Source organism: Streptomyces sp. NPDC005728, assembly GCF_040630895.1.
Classification (GTDB): domain Bacteria; phylum Actinomycetota; class Actinomycetes; order Streptomycetales; family Streptomycetaceae; genus Streptomyces.
The window spans coordinates 61,999-83,494 of the sequence record NZ_JBEXYL010000039.1 but is presented as its reverse complement, the minus strand read 5'-3'; the positions used below and the strand labels follow the sequence as shown (position 1 = coordinate 83,494).

Sequence of the window (21,496 nt, the reverse complement as noted above, 5' to 3'; positions counted from 1 at the left end):
CAGGGCGAGAGCGTCCGGACCGGGAGGCGGGAAGCGGACGGGGTCCGTGTCCGGGTCCTGGGTCACCTCCCATGTGTAGTGCCGCCGGTACCAGCGCCCGGGGGCCTCCCGTTTCAGTACGCAAGGGTGGCGCCGCAGCGCCTCGGCGAACGCCTGGCGCAGCCTGCGGGGCTCCAACCGGCCGGGGAGGTGCACCTCGATGTGCACGGTCTCCGGCTCCGACTCCCTGATCCAGTGCCGGGACACCTCGTCCACGGGTCCGAACGTCATGCGCCGAGCGGGTGCCAAGGGGGCCTGACCGCGATCGCGGTGGGGGCCGCATGCGAGGGGTGCCGTCATGTCGGATCGTCCTTCTGTTCCGGCTGCTCGTCGGGCGTGCCGTGTGCTGATTGACCGGGCAGTGGTTCCTCGGGCCGGTCCGCTGTGGGGATGTCCGGTCCTGTGTCCTCGGCCGGCTCCGCCGGAGCGTTCCTGGCGGAACGCCTCATGGGACGGAGCCCGTCAGCGGTGACCAGGGCGGCCGACAGGGCGGTCAGAGCCAGTGCTTGTCCCGTGGTGCCGAACGCCCCTGCGCCGAAAGTGACGGGTTCACCGGCCCTCGCCGCCGCCACGACACCGGCGGCGGCCATGGCCGTCACGGCGATCGGAGCCAGTAGTTGCGAGCGCCATCGGGCCACGAGGGCCAGGGCAGGCACGACCAGCGCCATCGGCCCTGCCGCGGCCAGCACCACGCCTGCCAGCACCACGGTGCCGAGCAACTGCCCCGGCGGGGGAGGCAACGTCGGGACCGGGGCCAGGGCGAGAGTGCTCTGTCCGGGGACCGCACGCCGCCGCCGGACGAAGGCCAGCGCCGCCACTGCCGTCACGCCCACCGCGCCGGCGACGAGTCCGGCCTGGTAGACGCGGGCCGGGGTGTATTCCAGGTGGACCGTGCCGCCATGGCCCGCGGGAATCAGCCAGCCCTGCTGCCAGCCGTCGATACGCAGCGGCTCGAGCTCCTTTCCGTTCAGGGTGGCCTTCCAGCCCGCATTGGCGTTCTCGTACGTCTGGAGGTACGACGCCTGACCCGCGCCGACGAAAACGGTCCGGTCGTCGGAGTTCCAGGTGCCGGCCCTCACGTTGCGGGAACCGACGGCCGGCGCGGCCGCGCCCCGTTCCTGGCGCAGCGACACGTCTGTGACCGCGAGTGCGCCGTCGTCGTCCGCGTCCACCCGGTGTGTGCCCGGACCGAGGTCGAGGGTCGCGCCCGAGCACAGCCGGACCGGCACTTCCGTACGTTGCGTCAGCCGGCTGACGGAGCCGGACACCGAGGTGGCGTACCGCTTGCCGTCGACGACGAGTGAAGGCCCCTTCCCGCACGGAAGGGAGAACCGCTCGTCCGGGTCGGGCTGCGGGGTTCGCTGGTCCGCCAGAGCCGGGACGTAGATCTCGCTCAGCCCGACGGGCAGTTGGAGCCGGGCGTCGGCGACCGGGTTGTACACGGTCGTCGTCGCCGTCTTGCTGAAGGTGATGTCCATCCGGTCGGTGGTGATCGGGTCGAACCGTGAGATTCCGTTGTCGTCGGCGAGAGCTGTGGTGGATCCGTAGGGCGTACGGATCTGGACCTCGGCGGGCCGCGCGGACAGTCCGCCCGCCGCCCCGAACACGATCTCGTCGATCGCCTTCCTGCCGTGCCAGCGCAGGTGGACGACAGGCTTGTCTCCCGCGATCCAGGCGGTGGTGAGATCCCCGTCCAGGAGGTTGCGGGGGCTCAGGTCGGCGCTCAGCCGACTCGTGGTGTCCGCCGTGGCGGTGATCCGGTCGCGCCGTGCGGGCTCGGTCCGGTCGAGGAGCCGGTCGAGTTCCGCGCCGGGTACGGCTCGTGCGCGCACGGTGACGTCGTACGAGCCCTTCTCCGGTGTCCGGAACTGTCGGTGCAGTCCGGACTCGGCCGGGGACAGGCCGCCCGGCGCGATGGTGCGGTGCAGCGAGTAGAGGCGGCTCGTGGCCCGGGTCCGGTCGGCGTCGGCGGGCAGTGCGAGCACCCGGGCGACCCGGACTCCGGGAACGGCCACCTCGGCGAACCCGGCGCCGGACAGTCCGGGCCGGTGCTGCGTGGCCGCGCGGATGGTGATCTTCAGCCATCGCGCGGTGCCCTCAGGGGCGGCGACGGTCTGCGGCGTGCCGTTCGGCTCCACCATGCTGTCCGCCCGCCCCCGGTCGGATTCCACCCGCACCTCGGTGGGTACGGCCCGCATGCCGTCACCGGCCAGGGGAGTCACCGAGATCGACGACGGGATGCGCGTCGGCGCGTCGAAGGCGACGCGCAGCCACTGGCCCACGGGCTTGCCGGCGCTGCCCTCGGCCCATGCTGTGCGGGGGTCGCCGTCGAAGGCGTTGACCGGGTCGTACTGCGGCAGCTGGAACAGCCAGTTGCCGCTGCTGGACGCGGTCACCGAGCGGGCACCACGCAGCACGGCGGTCGTCTGGTGCTCCATGCCGCTGGTGGGCAGGATCTGCTTGGGTGCCTGGCCGGGGTCCTGGAGGCTGTCGACAGGGTTCCGTTCGTCGGCGGTATAGGTGTACGAGGTGTTGGCGTCGACGAGTCCGAAGCGTGTGTCGGCGCGACGCAGTCCGTCCGCGACGATCTGCTCGGACGGTGTGGTCAGGCCGGGGTGGTCGTCTCCGGTGAGCACGGTGGGCCGGTTCTCGAGCGTCGGGTCCTCGGCGGACAGTTGGAGGAGCGCCTCGGGCCCGCCGCTGACGGCGACGGTGCCGGAAACCGGCTTCAGGGCCACTCGGCCGGGCAGGGCGGTGTCGCCGACCGGTTCGTAGATCTCCACCGCCCGCCGCCGGGGGAAGATCCCCTGCACCTGAAGGGGAGTGTTCTCCGGGATGCGGCCGGCGGTGAGCAGGGGCCCGAACTGGGCGACCTTGCGATAGCCGGACGCCTCCAGAGTGCGCTCCACGACGGGCGGCGGGATGTACGCGAGCTGGTCGGGGTCCAGGTCGTTGCGGACGACGATGGCGTGAAGACCGGCACGGCCCAGGAAGTCGCGCAGTCCCGGTACCTGGGCGCCGCTCTCCAGCGCCTGCTGCACCACGTCCATGGTGCGGCGTGCGCCCGGAGTGCCGAACGGCACGAAGTCCCGTTGTGCCCAGGGTGACTTGGCCAGCACGTCCATGGAGTCGTCGATGGGCGAGCCCCAGGTGTAGGTGCCGTGGGCGGTGGCCGGTACGACCAGGGCACGGTCCTGTGAACTGTGTGTGCCCAGCCAGTCCGCCGCGTCGCCCCAGTAGCCGGGCAGCCGGGTGAACGCCCCGGGCTGGAGGCTCGTTCCGTTGAGGTAGGGCAGGGCCAGTCCGGGCAGGACCAGCAGCACGGCCAGGGCGGGGGCGAGTCGACGGGGACGCGGGATGCGTGCGGCGAGCTTTCCGGTCGCCACTGACATCAGGTGCGTCAGGCCGAGGGCGAGCGTGAGGGCGAGTCCCGGCTGGAACTTGTAGATGTTGCGGAACGGGCTGAGGGGCCCGTCCAGCCATACCTGGACGGTGCCGTGGAACGGGCCGCCCAGCGCACCCCCGTATCCCGGCAGGGCGATGAGGGCGGCCAGCAGTGCGGTCAGCACCAGCCAGCGGCGCTCCGGCAGGTCGCGCCTGGCCAGTCCGCCGAGGCCCAGTGCCGCCGCGAACGCCGAGCACAGCACGGCGAGGCCGGTGGTGGCGACGGTCCAGCCGGCGGGCAGCCAGGCCTGGCCGAAGTGCAGGTAGGCCACCCAGTTGCCGGTGCCGCGCAGGAACTCGGTGGCCGACATCGTCGCGGTCGTGGTGGCCGCCTGCTCGACGTACGGCAGGAAGTTCTCCCCGTAGGCCCGCAGCAGGAAGAGCGGTACCGACCACCACAGGGTGGCCAGCGTCACGCACCCGCTCCACCAGGCGATCAGCGACCACTTGCGGCGTCGCTGCTCGTTGCCCGGCCGACTGATCAGATACAGGCCGACGGGCAGCAGCGAAGCCAGGGTGGAGGCAGCGTTGACGCCGCCCATGAAGGGGACCAGGACGGCTGAACGGGCCGCGGTGATACGGGCGTTGTGGGTGGCAGCGGTCAGCGGCAGCAGCACCCAGGGAAGCATGGCGCCCGGCAGCGCGGCGGCCGAGGTGGAGCCCACGACGATGGTGAAGGTCGGCCACAGGGCGTAGGCGACCGCACCGAGGAAGCGGGTCGGATCGGTGCCGATGCGGAGCCGTTCGGCCAGGCGCAGCGCACCCCAGAACGCGGTGGTGACGATGATCGACAGCCACAGCCGCTCGGCCGGCCACACCGGCATGTGCACGAGGTGCGTCAACGCGTAGTACGGCAGGGAGGGGAAGGAGTAGCCGACGTACTGGTCGGTGATGCCGCCGAAGCCGGCCTGGGCCTGCCACACATGGCCGAGGCCGCCGAGGAACGGCAACGGGTCGAGGGCCACGGCGAGCTTGGTCTCGAAGGTGATCTTGCCCGGGGACGGGACGGCGAAAGCCAGGAAGACGGCCGCCCAGAAGGCGAAGAGCGTGCGCCGGGGCCGGGGCCGGGGCCGGGGGCGGCTGGGCCGGCAGGCGTCGTCGGTACGCGCGGAGCCCGTGCCGGGCCGGCGGCCGGGCCGTGTCAGGGCCGGGGAGTCGCTCATGAGCATCGCCGGAGGATGAGGAGAAGGTTCCATGTGATGACTTCACGCAGCCAAGGGACACGCGTGACGACGCCGGTCAGGAAGGGCCAGTAGCGGGAGCGTGCCGAGAGGACGGTCACGTCGTCACGGCGGCGCACCTGCCGAAGGGTGGGGCCGATGTGGATGGCGAAGAGGTTCTCGCCGAGGGTGTGCTTCGCCGCGGTTCCCGTACGGCGGTGGTAGCGCTCGCGCGCCCGGCGCGCACCGAGGTAGTGCCAGGGGGCCATCTCGTGCCCGCCCCACGGTGAGAGCCAGTTGGTGAAGGACACGTAGATCAGTCCGCCGGGCCGGGTCACCCGGACCATTTCGCTGAGGAACGTCTGCGGATCGGCGACGTGTTCCAGGACGTTGGAGGAGAAGCAGACGTCCGCGACCCCGTCGGCGAGCGGCAGCATGTAGCCGTCGGCGAGGACTGCCTGATGAGGCGGGTGGCCTCGGGCGGACAGCTCGTCGGGGTCGGGTTCGAAGAGGTAGGCGTGGGCGCCCCGGCGCCGGAACTCCTCGGTGAAGTGGCCGCTGCCGCCGCCGACGTCCACCACGACCTGGCCGGCCAGCGGGCCGTACTTCTCCAACTGGTCGGCGGAGTCGCGGGCGAGGAGCGCGTAGCAGTGTTCGGGATCGGTCCGCTCGCGCAGGAACGCGCGGAAGAGGGTGAGCGAGCGGCGCAGCGACGGGTCCGCGAAGGGAGCCGTGGCGAGAGTCATGCTTGCCCCCCGTCGACTCGCGCGCAGGCCTCGGCGGCCACCTCGCGGAACCGGGCGATGGTGTTGTGCCAGGTGAAGTCGGCGGCGCGGCGTGCGGCCGCGCGGCCCATCAGGTCGCGTTTGCCGTCGCCGAGCGCGAGGGTGCACCAGGCGGAGGCGAAGGAGCTCTCGCCGCGGGCCAGCACTCCCGTCACCCCGTCCCGGACCGAGTCGCGCAGCCCCGGTATGTCGAAGCCGATGGCGGGCGTGCCGCGGATCGCGGCCTCCGTGACGACCAGGCCCCACCCCTCGACGGCCGACGGATGGAGCAACAGCCATGCCCGGCACAGCAGTTGATGCTTCTCCGCTTCCGACACCCGGCCGGCGAAGACCACACCGGGGCCGGCCTGGGCCTCCAGTCGCTGCCGTTCGGGACCGTCACCGACGATCACCAGTCGGCCGCCGGTGACCGGGCGGACCCGTTCCCACAATCTCAGCAGCAGGTCGACACGCTTGTACTCGACGAGCCGCCCCATGGTGAGGAACAGGGGCTCGGGGGACTTGGTGACGAGCGGGTCCGGCTCCTCGACGCCGTTGGGCACCAGCCTGATCCGGTGCTCGGGCACGCCGATCCGGGTGAGGGCCGACGCGGTCGACCCGGACACCGCGATCACCAGGTTTCCCCGGTGAACATCGGAGAGCGCCCAGTGTTCGAGCCGACGCCCGACCGCGGCGGCCGCTTTGGGGTAGCGCATCCCCCACAGATCGGTGTGGACGTGGTTCACCAGGCAGAGCACCGGGCCCCGGTGCCACAGGGGCGCGAGATACGGCATCCCGTTGCAGACCTCGACGAGCAGGTCCGTCTCGCCGATCCGGTAGTTGAAGGTCCGAGGGGCGCGCAGGAAATGTCCCGTGTCCCCGCCCGCGGACACCACACGGTAGGCGCGGTGTGCGGTGACCGGTCCGCCGCACACGAGCGAGACGTCATGACCGGCCGTCACGAGCCCCTCGGCGACGCGGTCGATGAGGAGTTCACTGCCGCCGGCCGCGCTGTTGCCGAGGTCGCGACGGGCGAGGAAGGCGATGCGCCTCGGGGCGCGGGCGGTGTCGACGCGAGGGCGAGCCGACGACGCGGCCGGGCCGCCCGGCGGGGCGGTCGCGGGAGCGGGGGCTGGACCAGGGGCGTACTGGGGCATGGGACCTCCTACTCATGGCAGGACACGGGGTGGGGGCGGTGAGGAGGGGGACTTCCGCCGTATCCGGCGGCATGAGCACGCGATCGGGGTACGCGTGGGAGTGGTCTGCGGAGAGGAGCGCGGTGGACGAGTGCCGCGCGTGCGTGGCGCACTGGTCAACTCGACGCGATCGGGGGGTGCTGGTGCGGGTGCTGTCGCGGTACGGGTGCGTGGGAAGCCGTCAGCTTGTGAACTCTGTGCGTCAGGACTTGCGCACGCGCATGGCAAACCGGGTTGACCTGACTCGTTCGGTCCGAGTGGCCAACCCCGGCGGGGGTTCGAGTGGTTGGAGTGACGACCTCCCCCGGATCAGCAGCATCGCCAGCCCCACGGCTGCGAGCGGTGCACCGACGCCGGCCGCTGTCGCCGGCAGGGTCGTGCCGACGAGCCGGAGCATGCGGCTGTCAGCGACAGCCCGGTCCACCACCACCCGGTGGGCCGAGTCCGTCATGGCCAGCCGTTCGCTCCGAAGGAGGGTCACCTCGTCCCGCTTGCCACCGGGTTGGCGCAGCGTCACCTTCGGGGCGATGCTCACGTCGATGATCTCTCCGGTGCGCTGGTCGACGACCAGGGCGATCCGGGCGTTCGAGTACCACTGCTCGGCGAGCACCTGCCCCTGTTTCGGGAGACCGACGATCACCCCAGGCACTTCGCGCGTGGCGGTTCGGGTCGGCTGGACCGAGCCGGTGAACAGGTAACCCTCGTGGCCGAGCACCTTCGCGGTGCTCGAATAGCGCATCGGCACCGAGGCGCCGAAGGTGCTGTCCCACCAGCGGTAGGTCTGCTTGCGGACATCGAAGGGGAACTTCAGGAAGGCGTCGGCGTCGAAGGACGGCGTCTCCCCGCAGCAGTGCACGGGCAGGTTGGTGCGGCGATCGCTGACCCAGCGTTCCACGGTCCACTGAAGTGATCTGCGTGGGTCCTTCAGCGGCAGCGTCTTCGGCGTGTCGATGGTCGTGGAGACGTCCCACACGGCGGCATCGTGACCGGCGCCGGCGTGCACATCGCCCAGAATCCTCTGGGTCAGGGTGATCGTGCGGTCGTGCAACGTGGTTTCCGCGTCGATGTCGAAGTAGCTTCCCCGCCCGGTCAGTACCGACGTCACATTGATGTCGGCCGGGGTGCGTGTCATGCGCGGACCCACGTACCACGCGAACATCGGTGCGAGGGCGAGGAGGAAGGCGCCGAAGCCGAGCACGGCGAGGGCGAACGAAGGCGGAATACGGCGGAGCATGGCGACTCCCTGCGAGCAGAGGGGAAGACTGCTGTCCGTCACGGCGGGAACGGTGAGCCTGGGGAAAGAGAAGATCACCGGACGCCCAGTGCGCGGCAGGGTGAGCGCGTCAGAACGGGAACGGTGCGTCTGAGCCAGGGAACGTAAGCGGAGTCTTGACGGGTGTCAATACTCTTCCCATACTCGGCGGTAACCGGTCGGGGCCGGTGCTCGTGCGATGCCGTCCTGCGCCGTTCGAAAGGGCAACAGCCTCATGACCCTGCTCGTCAAATCCCTCGTGACCTGCGTTTTTGCGGTCGCGCTCGCCATCGGCCTGTCCCTCGGGATCGTCGAGACGCTCACCGCCACGCCTGAGCAGCCCAACGTTCCGCTCGTCTCGTTCCAGGACGGCACGCCGGCACCGTAGAGCTCGGCGGATCACCACTCTCCGGCCTGGATGCCGTCCCGATCCTTGCGCCTTGCGGGACCCGGCTCCTGATCAGCGTGATGTCGGCCCTCTGGGGCAGGCCTCTTGACGCGTCCACGGTTTGGTGTTTCTATCAAACTTGAGGAAATCTTCACTTCGAGTGCTCGAGACGTTCTCTCGAGAGCCGCCACCGAGTGAGGGAGAGCAGGTCGTGCCGTGCGACAGGGCGCACACCCGACCTGCCCTCCCTCACTTTCCAAGAGACTCAAGGCGGGCTGCCGCGCGCAACCCGGGACATTCTGGAGGGACTTCAAAATGTCACAAGCCACGCTTACGCACGAATACACCACGCCCCCCACGCGTATCCTCGCCGGGATGGAAGAGGCAGCCACCAGGCTGGCCAAAGTGGATGAACTCGTGGCCGGACTACCCGAGACACCGCCACGCGTACCGGAAACGGACGGGAACGAGGAACGCCTGGGCGAAATCACTTTCACCCACCGCTTCGTCGACGCCCCCGGCGACTGTGAAACAGTGCGTTGGCACTACGTCGAGGGCGGCCCCGCCCATGCCCCCGTCGTCGTTTTCCTCCACGGCATTCCCGACTCGTGGTGGCAGTGGCACTACGCCCTGGAAGCCCTGGGCAAGGAATACCGCTGCCTGGCCATCGACCTCAAGGGCTACGGCCAGTCATCCAAGGGCACGGGCGACTTCCGTCAGGAGGGGGTCGCCATTCAGCTCCAAGCCCTGCTCGACCAGCTGCATGTGGACCGGTTCAGCCTGATCACGCACGACAGAGGGACCCCCGTCGGAGACCACCTCGTCGCCCGCATGGGAGAACGCGTCATCCGCTACGGCCGCGGACAACAGCACCTCTGGCACCTCCACCCCGACCTTCACCCCCAGCAGGACCTCTTCATCGCCGCCGACGCCCCGTCCCTGCTCGCCGACGCCCGCCGCTTCGTCGTCATGGCCTACTCCATGCTCAGCGAACGCGAAGTGAAGGTGTCCGACCTCGTCCGCACCGTGCAGGAATTCAGCTACGACGGCATCAGCACCGCCGTCCCCCGCTATTTCAACTCATCGTCGTTCCGTCAGGAATGGATCGACCGACGTACCCGGCTCATTCCGCAGTGGAAGTGCCCCGTCCTGCTCCTCCAGGGCGCGGACGATCCTGTCCAGCCGCGCGAGTTCTACACGGACCCCGAAGCCATCGCCCAACTCCCGCAAGGAAGCGGCGTGCACCTCTTCGACTCCGGCCACTTCTGGCCCTTCGAAGCCGCCGAGGAAATGGTCACCGTACTCCGCGAATTCCTCAAGTAGCGTTCGGCTGCCGCGATCACCTCATCCCCGCCGGCGCCGGCCGTCGAGTCGGGAGGGGTGCCGAAACCTCGCTGTGCCCTCGAGCCTCCCCGCTCGGGGGCACAGCCGTTGGGCTGTCCGTACCGGCTCGGCGGTGTCGGACGTCTTCAGGCCGAGCTTGTCGAGCTGGTGGCGTGCACCGTGATCCCGCAAGACTGATGAAACGGTCAGGTTTCGATGTTCTGTCTATTGACGATTGACTTAACAAGACTGATAGTTTCCCCAGTAACGAGTCGCTCGGAGGGCGCCATGCGTGAGACGGGTACGGACGGAGCCGCCTGTTGGCGATACGGACCCGTCCTGACCGGTGATCCACTGATGGGGAGCTGGCTGTGGAGCCAGATCACGGCGACGGCCTCGTGAGCACCGACGTGCTGCGCGAGGCCGACGATCGGCGCATGCAACCAGCCACGACATCGCCCTGCCGGGGCGGACTCTGCATTCACCCGCAGTCGGCCAAGTCCCCCCGGCGGCACCGTTCGACGGCCCGCCGGAGCCGATCAAAAGCGTCGCAGCCGTGCTGCCGCCCGCCACGTACGCGAAGTAGCTCACGAAAGAGCCGTACATGACCCTCAAGCACACCACGTCAGACATCCCCGTGGTGATCATCGGTGCCGGGCCGGTGGGCGTGACCTCTGCCCTCCTCCTGGCTCGGCGCGGAGTCCGCAGCATCGTCCTGGAACGCCATGACGACGTCTATCCTCTGCCACGCGCCCTCGTTGCCGACGACGAGGTGCGCAGGATCCTCCAGGCCATGGGCATCGGCGAGGCCTTCGCCCCGATGGCCCGCCCCGGCAACGGGCTCCGACTGCTCGACAACCGGCACCGGGTCATGGCCGAGTTCCGCCGATCCGGGCAGGGTGTGCACGGCTACCCGCAGACCAGCATGTTCGAGCAACCCGAGCTGGAGCGACTGCTGCGTGACACCCTGGCCCCATACCCGGAGTGCGAACTGCGAAGCGGGACGGAGGTCACCGGCATCGGGCCGGACCCCCAAGGCCCGGTGCGCGTCACGTACCGCGACGACGAGGGCGAGCATCACCTGTGGGCCGACGCGGTCCTCGGTTGCGACGGCGCGAACAGCCTCACCCGCCAAGCCATCGGGGCCGCATGGGAAGACCTGCGCTTCGAAGAGCGGTGGACCGTCCTCGACGTGCGGACGACCGCCGAGGTCCGGTGCTGGGAGGGCGTCGACCAGGTCTGCAGCCCGGACCGTCCGGCGACCTTCATGCGGATCAGCGAGGACCGCTATCGCTGGGAGTTCCGACTGAGCGAGGGGGAGGAGCAGCTTCCGATCCGGGACCTGGTCCGGCCTTGGATGCCGCCCTCGTTCGACGGGGACTTCGAGATCATCCGTGAAAGGGCGTACACCTTCCGGGCGCGCATCGCCAGCCGCTGGCGAAGCGGACGGGTCTTTCTCCTCGGCGACGCGGCCCACCTGACCCCGCCGTTCATCGGACAGGGACTGTGCACGGGGTTGCGCGACGCCTACAACCTCACGTGGAAACTTGCCCGCGTCCTCGAACAGGGCGCTGACGAACGGCTGCTGGACACCTACGAGAGCGAACGCAAGCCGCACGCACGGCATGTGATCCGACTTGCCGTCGCCATGGGCTGGGCCATGACCGGTGGTCAGGACGGTGCCGCCGACATACGCCGCAGGTTGCTGGCTCTGGCCTGCCGTATACCTGGTCTGACCGAGGCAGCCGGCCGCGACATGAGCCCGCCGCTGTCCGCCGGGCCACTCGTGCGAAGCCGCAATCGACGGTACGGCCGCCTGGCGGGCACGCCCTGCCCGCAACCGTGGGTCGACGTCGACGGGCGGCGAACCCGCCTCGACGAGGTGCTCGGTGACCACTTCACCATCCTCACGGCCGGCTGCCCCTCGCCATCGCTGAAGGCCCTCGCCCGAGGACTCGGCCTCCAGGCGCTATCGGTGGCCGACCTCCAGGACGACGGCACCCTCGCCGCTTGGCTGCGGCGCGGCCGCGCCGACGCCGTCCTGTTGCGCCCCGACCGGTTCGTGATGGACGTCGTCCCAGCGGGCGGCCGGGGCTTCCTCGACACCGCCGCCTGGGCACCACTTCTCTGCACCACCCATGGGCACTTCGAACAGACCGTGCCCGCCCCGCGGTCGGCGGGTTCGCGGTTCAGGCCGTCGAAGCTTGTTTCACCGACTGTTCCGCACCACCGCGGCGCTTCACAGATTTCGTAAGCCCGGACGTTCTGCACCCTTCCGCTAGAGAGATGACCAGCACCATGTACATGCAAGACGACCCGTCGGAGCACGTCGTCCGGCATCGCCCAATGAAAACGGAGGGACAGCTCAGAGCGCGCCTGATCGCACTCAACCTGACCTCTGCCGGCGTCCCGCTCCTGGCCGCGCTCTTCCTGAACGACCGCCTGGCGACTTCTGTGTTCGGCTCGTTCACGTTCGGCATGCTGCTGCTGACCGCCGGCATGCTGACCCTCATCGTGGCAGGCCTGTGGTACGACCGCGCGTGCCGGTTCCACCTTGCCCCGCAGGCTGACGAACAACCTGGCCTGATACAGGGGTCCGGGCCCGGCGCCTGGGGGAGGCCGTGATGTCGGGTGAAGTCCTGGCCTTCGTCGAATCCGGCACCGTCGCGCCCCAGATGGCGTTGATGCTGGTCATCATCGTCTCGTTTCTTCTCAGCCTTATCGCTGGCATGAACAACGACACGATCTCCGACTTCTTCACCGCTGACCGGTCACTGTCCAGTGTGAAAAACACCCTGGCCCTGTGCGGCGACTACTTCCCCATCACCGCCCTGCTCGGCTCCGTGGGAGCAACTGCCCTCGGCGGCTACGACGGCATGCTCGTCACGATCAGCGTCGCAGCGGCACTCGGCGCCCTCGTGCTGCTGGCCGAACCACTGCGGAAGACAGGACGTTTCACCCTCGGTGACATGCTGGAAAGCCGTGTGGGAGGTGGGGCCGCCCGGGTTGCGGGCGCGGTGATCACCGTGGCGATATGCGTGCCACTGATGGTCGTTCAGCTCACTGTGGCCGGCCGGGTCAGCGCATCCGTCCTCGGGCTGAGCAGACCCGGGGCCGCCGAGGTCTGCACGATCTTCCTCGGACTGTTGATCGTCTCGTTCGCCGCGTTCGGTGGCATGCGCGGCAGCAGCATGATTCAGATGGTCAAGGTGGTCGTCGTCTTCGGAACGGTTCTCGCGGTGACGTGCATCGCCCTCAGCCGCTTCCACTGGAATTTCGACAACATGCTGGATCTGGCCGCCAGGCACAGTGGCGGAGCGGGCGTCTTTCACACCTCAGGCTTGAAATACGGGCCGACGACGACGGGCAGGCTGGATCTCGCCTCGCTCTGCGTCACGCTCTTCCTGGGGTCCGCTGTCTATCCCCACATTCTCCTGCGAGTGAGCGCTTCCCGAGACGGAGCGGCGGCCAGGCGCGCATCCAGCTCCGCTCTCGTCGTGATCGGGCTGCTTCACGCTTCCCTGATCATCCTGGGTCTGAGCGCGGCGGCGACGTTGGGCGCCGGCACCATCGTTGCGGACAACCGGGACGGCAGTACGACGCTGTTCCTGATCACCGACAGCCTCGCCAACGGCCACGCCGGACTGCTGTTCACCATGGTGGCCTGCGCCGCGTTCGTCACCTCCCTCAGCACGGTGGCCGGGCTCACGCTGGCCACCTCGGCATCACTGACGCACGACCTTTACCTGCACATGTCCCGGCGGCGTGCCACCAGCGAGACACGCGAAGTGAACGTGGCACGTGTAGCCGTTGTGGTGTTCGGCTTGGTCTGTGTCTATCTGGCAGTGCTGTTCAACCAGTGGAGCATCGTGGCCCTGAGCTCATTCGCCGCGGCCATAACTGCTTCAGCCGTTCTCCCGGCGCTGGTCTACAGCCTCTTCTGGAAGGGCTTTACCCGGATCGGTCTCCTGTGCACCCTGTACGGCTCGCTCGTGTGCTGTGCCGTCCTCGAAGTCTTCGGGCCCGCCGTCTCCGGCGGCCCCTACGCCCTGTTCACCGCACGGGACTTCCACTGGTTCCCCCTGCAGAACATCGGTCTGGTCTCCGTTCCGGTCGGGTTCCTCCTCGGCTGGGTGGGCAGTTGGCTCAGTCGCCGACGGCGGCCGCATGCCAGCGAGCATGCCTACTACGTCACGACGTAGAACGCGCTGCCTCGGCGTGATCGGTGAGGACGAGCACGGTCACCCACTCGCTCAGGGGAGCGGCACCCGGCGGACTCGTGATGGGTGCCGCGTCGTGCGCCTCGGACGGGAGCCATGCTCAGATCCTGTGGATCGGATCGGGAGGGCGCAACTTCCCGAGTGATCGCCCGCCGCGATGGAGGTGGAAGTCGGCGCCCATTCGGCCGAGTTGGGCGACGAGCGCGACGACAAGGGCCACCGCCTCGTGGTGCGCAAGCGGGTCGGCGAAGCCACGGGTGTGCACGAGCGGCTCTCCTCGGCGATCCTGCCGCCGTGGTGCCGCAACTCCCCGAAGATCAGCGAGGGACCTGTCCGGCGGCGACGACATCTGCGTGTGGGCCGACGGCATCCACCTGCGCATACGACGCCGGAATCGATGTCTCGATCGGGCCGTCGGTGACGCCCTGGACAACGCCCCCATGGAACCGGCGTCTCCACACGGCGACCAGTCACGCCTGCCGCAGGGGTCTCGCCGGATGCGACCTCCCGGTGCGGGCGCGGCAGGTGTGCGAGGCGCCGCATGGGGAGATCGCGCCCAGCACTGTCGGTCCCTCGCTCCAAAGTGAAGCGGCAAATCGGATGTAAATTCACATAGCGCACCCCTGGGGGTAGGTTAGCCGGGAAATACGAGAATCGACTCTTGTGCTGTAAGTCGAATCCTGACACTGTGGCGCAGGATGCCAGCCACCCGCGTCACCGCGGGCGCACATGTACCTCGCCGTGAAAGGAACCCGCCGCCACCATGAGCACGAGCCTGCAGGAACTCTCGGCAGCTCTTCGCCGCCAGCAGTTCTACGTCGTTCGGATGCAAGCACCTGAGGGCATCGAGAACCCCCGCGAGTACCTGACACCGCACCTCCATGAGCACCTCCTCTGGCTCCAGGAGATGGAGTCCAGCGGGCAACTGTTCGTCAGCGGTGCCCTGGCCGACGAAACCGGCTGGGACGGATCCGGACTCGCGATCGTGCGGGCACCCAGCCGGCAGGCGGCACAAGCACTCGCCGACACCGAGCCATTCGCCAAGCACGGCCTGCGCACCAACTCCGTCGCCGGCTGGCAGCTCAACGAAGGGTCCATCACCTTCACCCTCAACATCCTCGCGGACTCCTTCACCGTCGCCTGAGCGGCTCAAAGACCACCGAAAGGCTCACCATGCGTTACGACGAACTCGAGTACACGCCCGTCCCCGACCGGGTGAAGCGGCTCCTCGCCCAGCTCCCCGAGAAGAGCGGCGACAGCTCACTCGCCCAGGCCCGAGTCGACGCCCTCGGGCCCGTCGAACCGCCGAAGGGGAACCACGACGGCGAGGTCGAGGTCGTCGACGGCGTTTCGATGACCCACCGATTCGTCGAAGCGCCCGGAGACGCCGAGATGCTCACGTGGCACCTCGTCGAAGCCGGGGAGGGCGAACCCATCGTCTACCTCCACGGCATCCCCGACTCCTGGTACATGTGGCACCAGTCCATGGCCGAGATGTCCGCCACCCACCGCGTCATCGCCATCGACCTCAAGGGATACGGCCAGTCCGACAAGCGGCCGGGTGACTACCGACACGAAGGCGTCTCCCGCCAACTCGGCGCGCTCCTCGACGTCCTTGGACTCGGCCGCATCAACCTCGTGACCCACGACCGGGGCACCGTCCAAGCCGACTACCTGGCCGCCAACGACCCGTACAGGGTCATTCGCTACGTCCGTGGCGAGCAGCACCTCTACCACTACAACCCGGATCTCTCCCCGCAGGAACACCGGTTCGCCGACCCGGTCCGCAGCCGCATCCTCGCCGACCCCGCACTCAAGCTCGCCGAGTCCTACACCTACGGCGCCCACCACCACATCAACGACGACGAACTGCGCCGCGCCATCCAGGAGTTCTCCTATCCCGGCATCGCCGAGGCCGTCCCCCGGTACTTCAACTCCTCGTCGTTCCGTCTTGAGTGGATCGAGCGCCGAACCCGCTTGATCGACGCATGGCGCGCCCCTGTCCTGGTCCTGCAAGGCGCGCACGACTTCCGTCAGCCGTACGAGTTCTACGAAGGCGTCGAGCAGTACCTCCCGGCCGGCAGCCGCGTCGAACTCCTGGACGGCGGCCACTTCTGGGCTCAGGAAGCACCTGATGAGTACTGCAACGCCGTCAGCTCCTTCATCACCGGAACGACGGCATGGTGAGCGCCACACGAGGCAGGAGCGGGGAGCACATATGAATGAGGGGGAACCAGCCGAGAAGGCCTACCGCGAGTTGCCGGACGTGAACCCGCGGGCCTTCGACCACACCGACAGGCTCTACTCCGCCTACGCCGAAGCCCGCGGCCGATGCCCGGTCACGCACGGCGACGACTACGGCGGCTACTACATGCTCCTCGACTACGCAGCCGTCAAGGAAGCCGCTGGTGACTGGGAACGATTCACCTCGGCCGACGGCATCCTTCTCCCAAGTCCGCCCCGGCCGATGGCACCACCCATCGAGTTCGACCCGCCCGTGCACGGCCAGTGGCGCGCGGTGTTCCGCAAGTTGCTCGCGCCGCCGGCCCGCAAGGCCCTCGAGGAACAAGTCGCGACGCAGGCCGAGGAACTCATCGACTCGTTCTGCGGCACCGGTCAGGCCGACCTTGTCACCGAGTACGCCGAGCCCATCCCCATCCGAGCCATCGCGGCACTCATCGGCCTCGAAGCGGAACTCGCTCCCACGATGCGCCGCCTCGGCCTCGCGGTCTCCGACAGCACGGGCACGCCTGCCTACGGCGACGCCATCGCCGCCTTCACCGCCTTCGCCTTGGACCAGGTCGAGGCTCGAAGGGCGGCGCCGAGAGACGACTTCCTGACCGAGCTCGGAAAACTCGAGCTCGACGGACGCCCGCTGACCGACGACGAGATCATCGGCACGCTCGTCTCACTGATGATCGCCGGTCACCACAGCACCGTCTCCGCGCTGGCCAGTCTCCTCATGCATGTGATGGGCACCCCCGGCCTCAAAAAGGCTGTGGCCGCGGACACCAAGGTGCTTGACCGTGCCATCGAAGAGACCGTTCGCCTGAACACCCCGCTCCACCAGTTCCGCCGAGTGGTGACCGAGGACATCCGCTACAGCGGACTCACGATTCGCAGCGGTTCCAGCGTCCTGGTGAACTATGCCGCCGCGAACCGTGACCCGGCGCACTTCGAGCACCCCGAAGCGTTCGATCTCGAGCGTTCTTCCAGCATGCACCTCGGGTTCGGGCACGGCGTCCACTACTGCGTGGGCGCTCCACTGGCCCGAGCCGAGCTGCGGATCGCGACGACAGCCGTGATCGATCGCCTTCCGGACATCAGTGTCGAGGGCGAACCGGTCCACCGTTTCCATGGCCAACTCTCCATGCTGGAGCATCTGCCGGTGACGTTCGCGCCGGCGCCACCGCGTAGACAGGTGGGGACCTGAGCCACTCGTCCCGACACCGCCGGCTCAGGTTGCGAAGGCGGTGCGTGGGGTGATGTCCGTTCCGGCTGAGGGGGGAGCAAGCCGCTGGTAGAGGTCCGTTGACGTTTTTCGGCAGCGCATCGTGGCCGAGGGCTTCGCACGTCTTTGGCCACGAAGCCCCTCGAGCGCGGCATCGGTCACCGGCCGGCCGGGCCGGCGGTGGTAGGGATGTCCGGCGAGCTGGAGGACCCGGCACGTCACCGTGACGGGAACCCCGTACGCGGCCACTGGGCTTCTCCACACGCTTCGACGGAAGACGACCGGATCCAGATGACCGTCGGCCGGCGGCTAGAAGGCACGGGCAGCCGAGCCGTCGGGGAAGAGTTGTTCGGTCCAGACGGTCTTGCCGCGGGCGTGGTAGCGGGTGCCCCACAGTTGCGCGAGCTGGGCGACCATGTAGAGGCCGCGTCCTCCCTCGTCGGTCTCCAGCGCACGGCGGATGTGGGGCGAGGTACTGCTGTTGTCGGTGACCTCGCAGATCAGATGGCGGTCGCGGATGAGCCGCAGCTGAAGGGGAGGAGTGCCGTACCGGATGGCGTTGGTGACCAGTTCGCTGACGATCAGCTCTGTGGTGAACTCCAGTTCCTCCAGTCCCCACTCCGCCAGTGTCCGGGCCGCGCGTGTGCGTGCTTCGGCCACGATCTCGGGGTCGGCGGGCAGATCCCAGGTGATGTGACGGTCAGGCGCCAGTTCGTGTACGCGCGCCACGAGCAGCGCCGCGTCTTCTGTCGGGCGGCTCGAGAGTATGTGGCGGATGACCGTGTCACAGACGTCGTCGAGGCCGGCAGGCGTGGTGAGTTGAGAATCGGAGAGCACCTCGCGCAGCCATGCGGGGCCGGTGCCGGTGCGCTGATCCTCCGTGTCGGCCAGGGCTCCGGCGTACAGGACGAGCAGGTCTCCGTCGGCCAGGGCCACCTCGCCGCTCTCGAAAGGGGCTCCGCCACGGCCGAGGGGAGGGCCGCCGGGTGGATCGAGGAACGCGACACTCCCGTCCTTGGACACCCGCGCCGGCGGTGGATGCCCGGCCCGGGCGATGGCGCATCGCCTCGTGATGGGGTCGAAGACCGCGTACACGCACGTAGACCCGGCGGCTCCACCGGTGGGCTCTGCCCTGCCTTCCTCCGGGAACCGGTTGACCAGGTCGTCAAGACGGGTGAGAAGTTCCTCGGGCGACAGGTCGAGATCCGCAAGGGTCCGCTCCGCGGTGCGCAGCCGCCCCATGGTCACCGCCGCGTGCAGGCCGTGCCCGGCCGCATTCCCTGCCGCCAAGGCCACCCGCGCGCCGGACAGCGGGTTCACGTCGAACCACGCACCGCCCAGCACGGTGTGGCCACTCGCGGGCAGATAGCGCGCCGCCACCTCCACGGCACCGAGGACCGGCATCTGCTGGGGGAGCAGACTGCGCTGAAGCGCCAGCGCAGTCGTCCGCTCCTGCGTGTACCGCCGTGCGTTGTCGATGCAGACGGCGGCGCGGGCCACGAGTTCCTGGGCCAGCAGGACATCGTCCGTCTCGAATCCATGCGTGCCTCTGAAGCGTATGAAGACCGCCGCGCCCAGTGCGGCGCCCCGTGCGAACATCGGCACCAGCAGCCAGGAGTGGACTCCGTATTCGTGCACCAGACCTGCGCGGTGGGGATCCACCGCGGTGAGTTTCGCGCAGACCTCCTCACCGGTCAGAAGCAGTGGCTCTTGACTGGCCAGTGCCCGGCTGAACAGGGATCCCGCTGTGGAAGTGAACGGGTCGACATCCCCGACGGCGACCACCGGTTCCGCCGGGCCCTCGGGGACGTTCGAACTGGCCGCACGCCGTAGTGGTGTCTCCTCGGAGACCGGCCCGGCCACCGGCTCCTCGCCTCCGAACACAGGATCCAGGAGGTTGACGTAGACGTGGTCGGCGAAGACCGGGACGACCACGTCGGTGAGTTCCTGCGCTGTGTGCAGGACGTCGAGCGTGCTGCCGATCTTCGTGCTCGCATAGTTGACCAGGACCAACCGTTCCCGGGCCCTGACCCGGTCGGTGACCTCGAACACGGCGTGCGCCAGTCCGATCACTTCCCCGGACTGGCCCCGCAGGGGAACGATGGTTTCCGAGAAGGCTCGGTACCGTTCCGGATCGTCGGGATAACGGGCGTGTACCTCCGTGGCAACCAGTGCCTCACCGGTGCTCATCACCTGTCGCTGCCGGCCCTCCAGAGCGGCCATGTCTATCACATCGGCCGGAGCTACCTCCCGTATCGGGCGCCCGACGAAATCTTCGTCTGCGAAACCCTTCAAACGTTGCCGGTTCTTCGCGACAAAACGCAGATCGGAATCGAATACATCTATATGGAATGGTGATTCGGTGAACAGGCCCTTCAGGAGCGCCCGACCGAGATTCTGCCGACGCAGGACGTCAGTGCTCTCCGCCCGGATCAGCCAGCGCGTCTCATCGGCGGCGGACACCAGGGGGTGCGCCCACAGTGCGGCCTCGACCCGGCTGCCGTCGCGGTGTCGCAGCACCGCTCGCCCGAGAAAGGTCGCTTTTTCCGTCCCGCACCGCTCCACAAGCCGGGTGCCCTCGGAGCTGATGCGCAGCAGATCGGTTCCCAGTCGGCCGCAGACTTCCTTGGCGCTGAAGCCCAGCAGACGCTGAGCCCCAGGACTCCAGCCCGTCAGCACACCGCCTGCGTCGACAGTCGCATATACCTCGTCCTCCGGTTCGGGGAGACCGCCGAAGGTGTCATGGAATTGGGTGTCGCGCATTCAATCACATCCGCTCCGCGGCTTTCGCCACCCGGATATGCCACACCTTCCATATTTCGGTGAATTCGTGGCGGAAGAGTGCACTCCCCTCTGGCAGAATGAAATAGAATTCAAGTATATCGGTCAGTCGTATGTTGTGCCCGCGCTGGCTGCACAGATCAAGGGGCCCGAGCTCGGCGGTGTCGGGGCGCAGGCAGCGTCAGCCGGCACCCGTCAGGTGTGCAGGGTGGCCATCGGAGGAAGTGTCCTGGACTTCCAGGACCACCTTGCCGAAGTTCTGTCCCGACTCGACGTACCGGTGCGCGTCCGCGGCTCGCGCGATGGGGAACCGCCGGTCGACGACCGGACGGATCCGGCCCGTCTCGATGAGGCCGGTGAGGGCGCGGGCGGTCGCGTCGACGATCGCGGCCTTGTGCCGTGGCGGCCTGGCTCGCAGAGTCGAGCCACGCACGGTCAGGCGCCGCCTCATCACAGGACCGAGGTCGATCCGGGAACCGTTGCCGCCCTGGAGACCGATGATGAGCATGGTCCCGTCGTCGGCGAGCGCCTCGACGTTCCTGGACAGATACGACCCACCGACGCAGTCCAGGAGGAGGTCGACCCCGGCACCGGCTGTCCGGTCGCGGACCTCGGACACGAAATCCTGCGTCCGATAGTTGATGACGGCCTCCGCTCCAAGGCTCATGCACAGGTCCCCCTTGCGCTCCGACCCCACAGTCACCATCGGACGGGCACCAAGTGCTCGGATGAGCTGAATCGCCATCGTGCCGATACCGGACCCTCCCCCATGGACCAGAACCGATTGACCGGGGCGCAGGCCACCATCCATGACCAGGTTCGCGTACACGGTGCACAACGCTTCTGGAAGGCTCGCGGCATCGGCCAGCGTCACTCCGGCAGGAATGGGCATCAACTGAGGAACCGGAACGGCGACGTACTCGGCGTAGGCGCCACCGGTCACCAGCGCCATCACCGAAGTTCCCGCCTCGACGTCCGAGACGCCTTCGCCGACGGAGTGGACCCGGCCGGAGCATTCCAATCCGAGAATCGGCGAGGTGCCCGGAGGCACCGGGTAACGGCCTGCCCGCTGGGACAGGTCGGCCCTGTTGACCGCCGTCGCGGCCACCCGCACAACCACTTCGCCCGGGCCCGCTTCGGGCCGTTCGGCCTGGTGCCACCTCATGACCTCGGGCCCACCTGGCGCGTTACAAAGGACCGCACCCATCGAGCGGCCCGGACCACCGCGACCCGACTCCGTTTTCACCATGCGAAGAATCCCTCCCTGGCCCCGAGGGCCAGATCCGTGTGATCGACCGTCGCGCGCGGCGGCCGGCTCAGGCTCGCGGCTCCCGGTCCTGGCCGCTCATCACCGTCCGGGACTCCATCCGGTCGAGACGCCGCCGGATGCCCACCTTTGCCGCATCCGCCGCGAGGCCGGCGCCTCCACGACGACCTCTTCGCAGCCCGTCCGGCTGCCGCCGTGGACTGTGCCTCGC

The 21,496-nt window shown here is 68.6% G+C and carries 15 protein-coding genes and 2 pseudogenes; 9 read left to right on the top strand and 8 right to left on the bottom strand.

Annotated elements, in window-relative coordinates:
* The 5 genes and pseudogenes from ABZ471_RS25525 to ABZ471_RS25505 all read right to left on the bottom strand — a co-directional run.
* Positions 1–270: pseudogene (locus ABZ471_RS25525) on the bottom strand (condensation protein); the annotation flags it as partial.
* 65 nt (positions 271–335) lie between these two features.
* A complete protein-coding gene (locus ABZ471_RS25520) occupies positions 336–4,652 on the bottom strand; it encodes an alpha-(1->3)-arabinofuranosyltransferase family protein (protein WP_359069242.1) in 4,317 nt (1,438 codons plus the stop codon).
* On the bottom strand, positions 4,643–5,389 hold the full coding sequence (locus ABZ471_RS25515; protein WP_359069241.1) for a class I SAM-dependent methyltransferase: 747 nt from the start codon (positions 5,387–5,389) through the stop codon (positions 4,643–4,645). Before ABZ471_RS25515 ends, ABZ471_RS25520 begins: the two co-directional genes overlap by 10 nt.
* Complete coding sequence (locus tag ABZ471_RS25510) at positions 5,386–6,564, bottom strand: glycosyltransferase family 4 protein (RefSeq protein ID WP_359069240.1); 1,179 nt, start codon at positions 6,562–6,564, stop codon at positions 5,386–5,388. The genes ABZ471_RS25515 and ABZ471_RS25510 overlap by 4 nt, the downstream gene beginning before the upstream one ends.
* Before the next feature lie 241 nt (positions 6,565–6,805).
* Positions 6,806–7,837, bottom strand: a complete 1,032-nt coding sequence (locus ABZ471_RS25505) for a DUF3068 domain-containing protein (protein WP_359069238.1) — start codon at positions 7,835–7,837, stop codon at positions 6,806–6,808.
* Between the two features lie 253 nt (positions 7,838–8,090).
* On the opposite strand from ABZ471_RS25505, the gene ABZ471_RS25500 reads away from it, so the two are divergent.
* The 9 genes from ABZ471_RS25500 (at position 8,091) to ABZ471_RS25460 (ending at position 17,219) form a co-directional block, all read left to right on the top strand.
* Complete coding sequence (locus tag ABZ471_RS25500; protein ID WP_359069236.1) at positions 8,091–8,243, top strand: hypothetical protein; 153 nt, start codon at positions 8,091–8,093, stop codon at positions 8,241–8,243.
* Positions 8,244–8,618: 375 nt separating this feature from the next.
* Entirely contained in the window at positions 8,619–9,566 is a 948-nt protein-coding gene (locus ABZ471_RS25495) for an alpha/beta hydrolase (protein ID WP_359069235.1), read from the top strand.
* Between the two features lie 604 nt (positions 9,567–10,170).
* Positions 10,171–11,820, top strand: a complete 1,650-nt coding sequence (locus ABZ471_RS25490) for a bifunctional 3-(3-hydroxy-phenyl)propionate/3-hydroxycinnamic acid hydroxylase (protein ID WP_359069234.1) — start codon at positions 10,171–10,173, stop codon at positions 11,818–11,820.
* A 32-nt stretch (positions 11,821–11,852) separates the two neighbouring features.
* Complete coding sequence (locus ABZ471_RS25485) at positions 11,853–12,191, top strand: hypothetical protein (RefSeq protein WP_359069232.1); 339 nt, start codon at positions 11,853–11,855, stop codon at positions 12,189–12,191.
* On the top strand, positions 12,191–13,768 hold the full coding sequence (locus tag ABZ471_RS25480; RefSeq protein WP_359069231.1) for a cation acetate symporter: 1,578 nt from the start codon (positions 12,191–12,193) through the stop codon (positions 13,766–13,768). Before ABZ471_RS25485 ends, ABZ471_RS25480 begins: the two co-directional genes overlap by 1 nt.
* Positions 13,769–13,943: 175 nt before the next feature.
* Positions 13,944–14,207 (top strand): hypothetical protein, encoded by a 264-nt coding sequence (locus ABZ471_RS25475; protein ID WP_359069229.1) that lies wholly within the window; start codon positions 13,944–13,946, stop codon positions 14,205–14,207.
* A 342-nt stretch (positions 14,208–14,549) separates the two neighbouring features.
* The gene (locus ABZ471_RS25470; RefSeq protein ID WP_359069227.1) at positions 14,550–14,930 is read left to right on the top strand and encodes a YciI family protein; all 381 of its coding nucleotides are present in this window, start codon (positions 14,550–14,552) and stop codon (positions 14,928–14,930) included.
* Positions 14,931–14,959: 29 nt separating this feature from the next.
* A complete protein-coding gene (locus ABZ471_RS25465; protein ID WP_359069225.1) occupies positions 14,960–15,973 on the top strand; it encodes an alpha/beta hydrolase in 1,014 nt (337 codons plus the stop codon).
* Between the two features lie 184 nt (positions 15,974–16,157).
* Complete coding sequence (locus ABZ471_RS25460; RefSeq protein WP_359069224.1) at positions 16,158–17,219, top strand: cytochrome P450; 1,062 nt, start codon at positions 16,158–16,160, stop codon at positions 17,217–17,219.
* A gap of 327 nt (positions 17,220–17,546) precedes the next feature.
* Here the strand turns inward: ABZ471_RS25460 and ABZ471_RS25455 are convergent, their stop codons facing one another.
* From ABZ471_RS25455 to ABZ471_RS25445, 3 genes and pseudogenes are all read right to left on the bottom strand, one after another.
* A complete protein-coding gene (locus ABZ471_RS25455) occupies positions 17,547–19,310 on the bottom strand; it encodes a SpoIIE family protein phosphatase (RefSeq protein WP_359069254.1) in 1,764 nt (587 codons plus the stop codon).
* Positions 19,311–19,322: 12 nt separating this feature from the next.
* Positions 19,323–20,000 (bottom strand): annotated as a pseudogene (locus ABZ471_RS25450) (PAS domain-containing protein); the annotation flags it as partial.
* A gap of 199 nt (positions 20,001–20,199) precedes the next feature.
* The gene (locus ABZ471_RS25445; protein ID WP_359069252.1) at positions 20,200–21,225 is read right to left on the bottom strand and encodes an NAD(P)H-quinone oxidoreductase; all 1,026 of its coding nucleotides are present in this window, start codon (positions 21,223–21,225) and stop codon (positions 20,200–20,202) included.
* Positions 21,226–21,496: the final 271 nt, after the last annotated feature.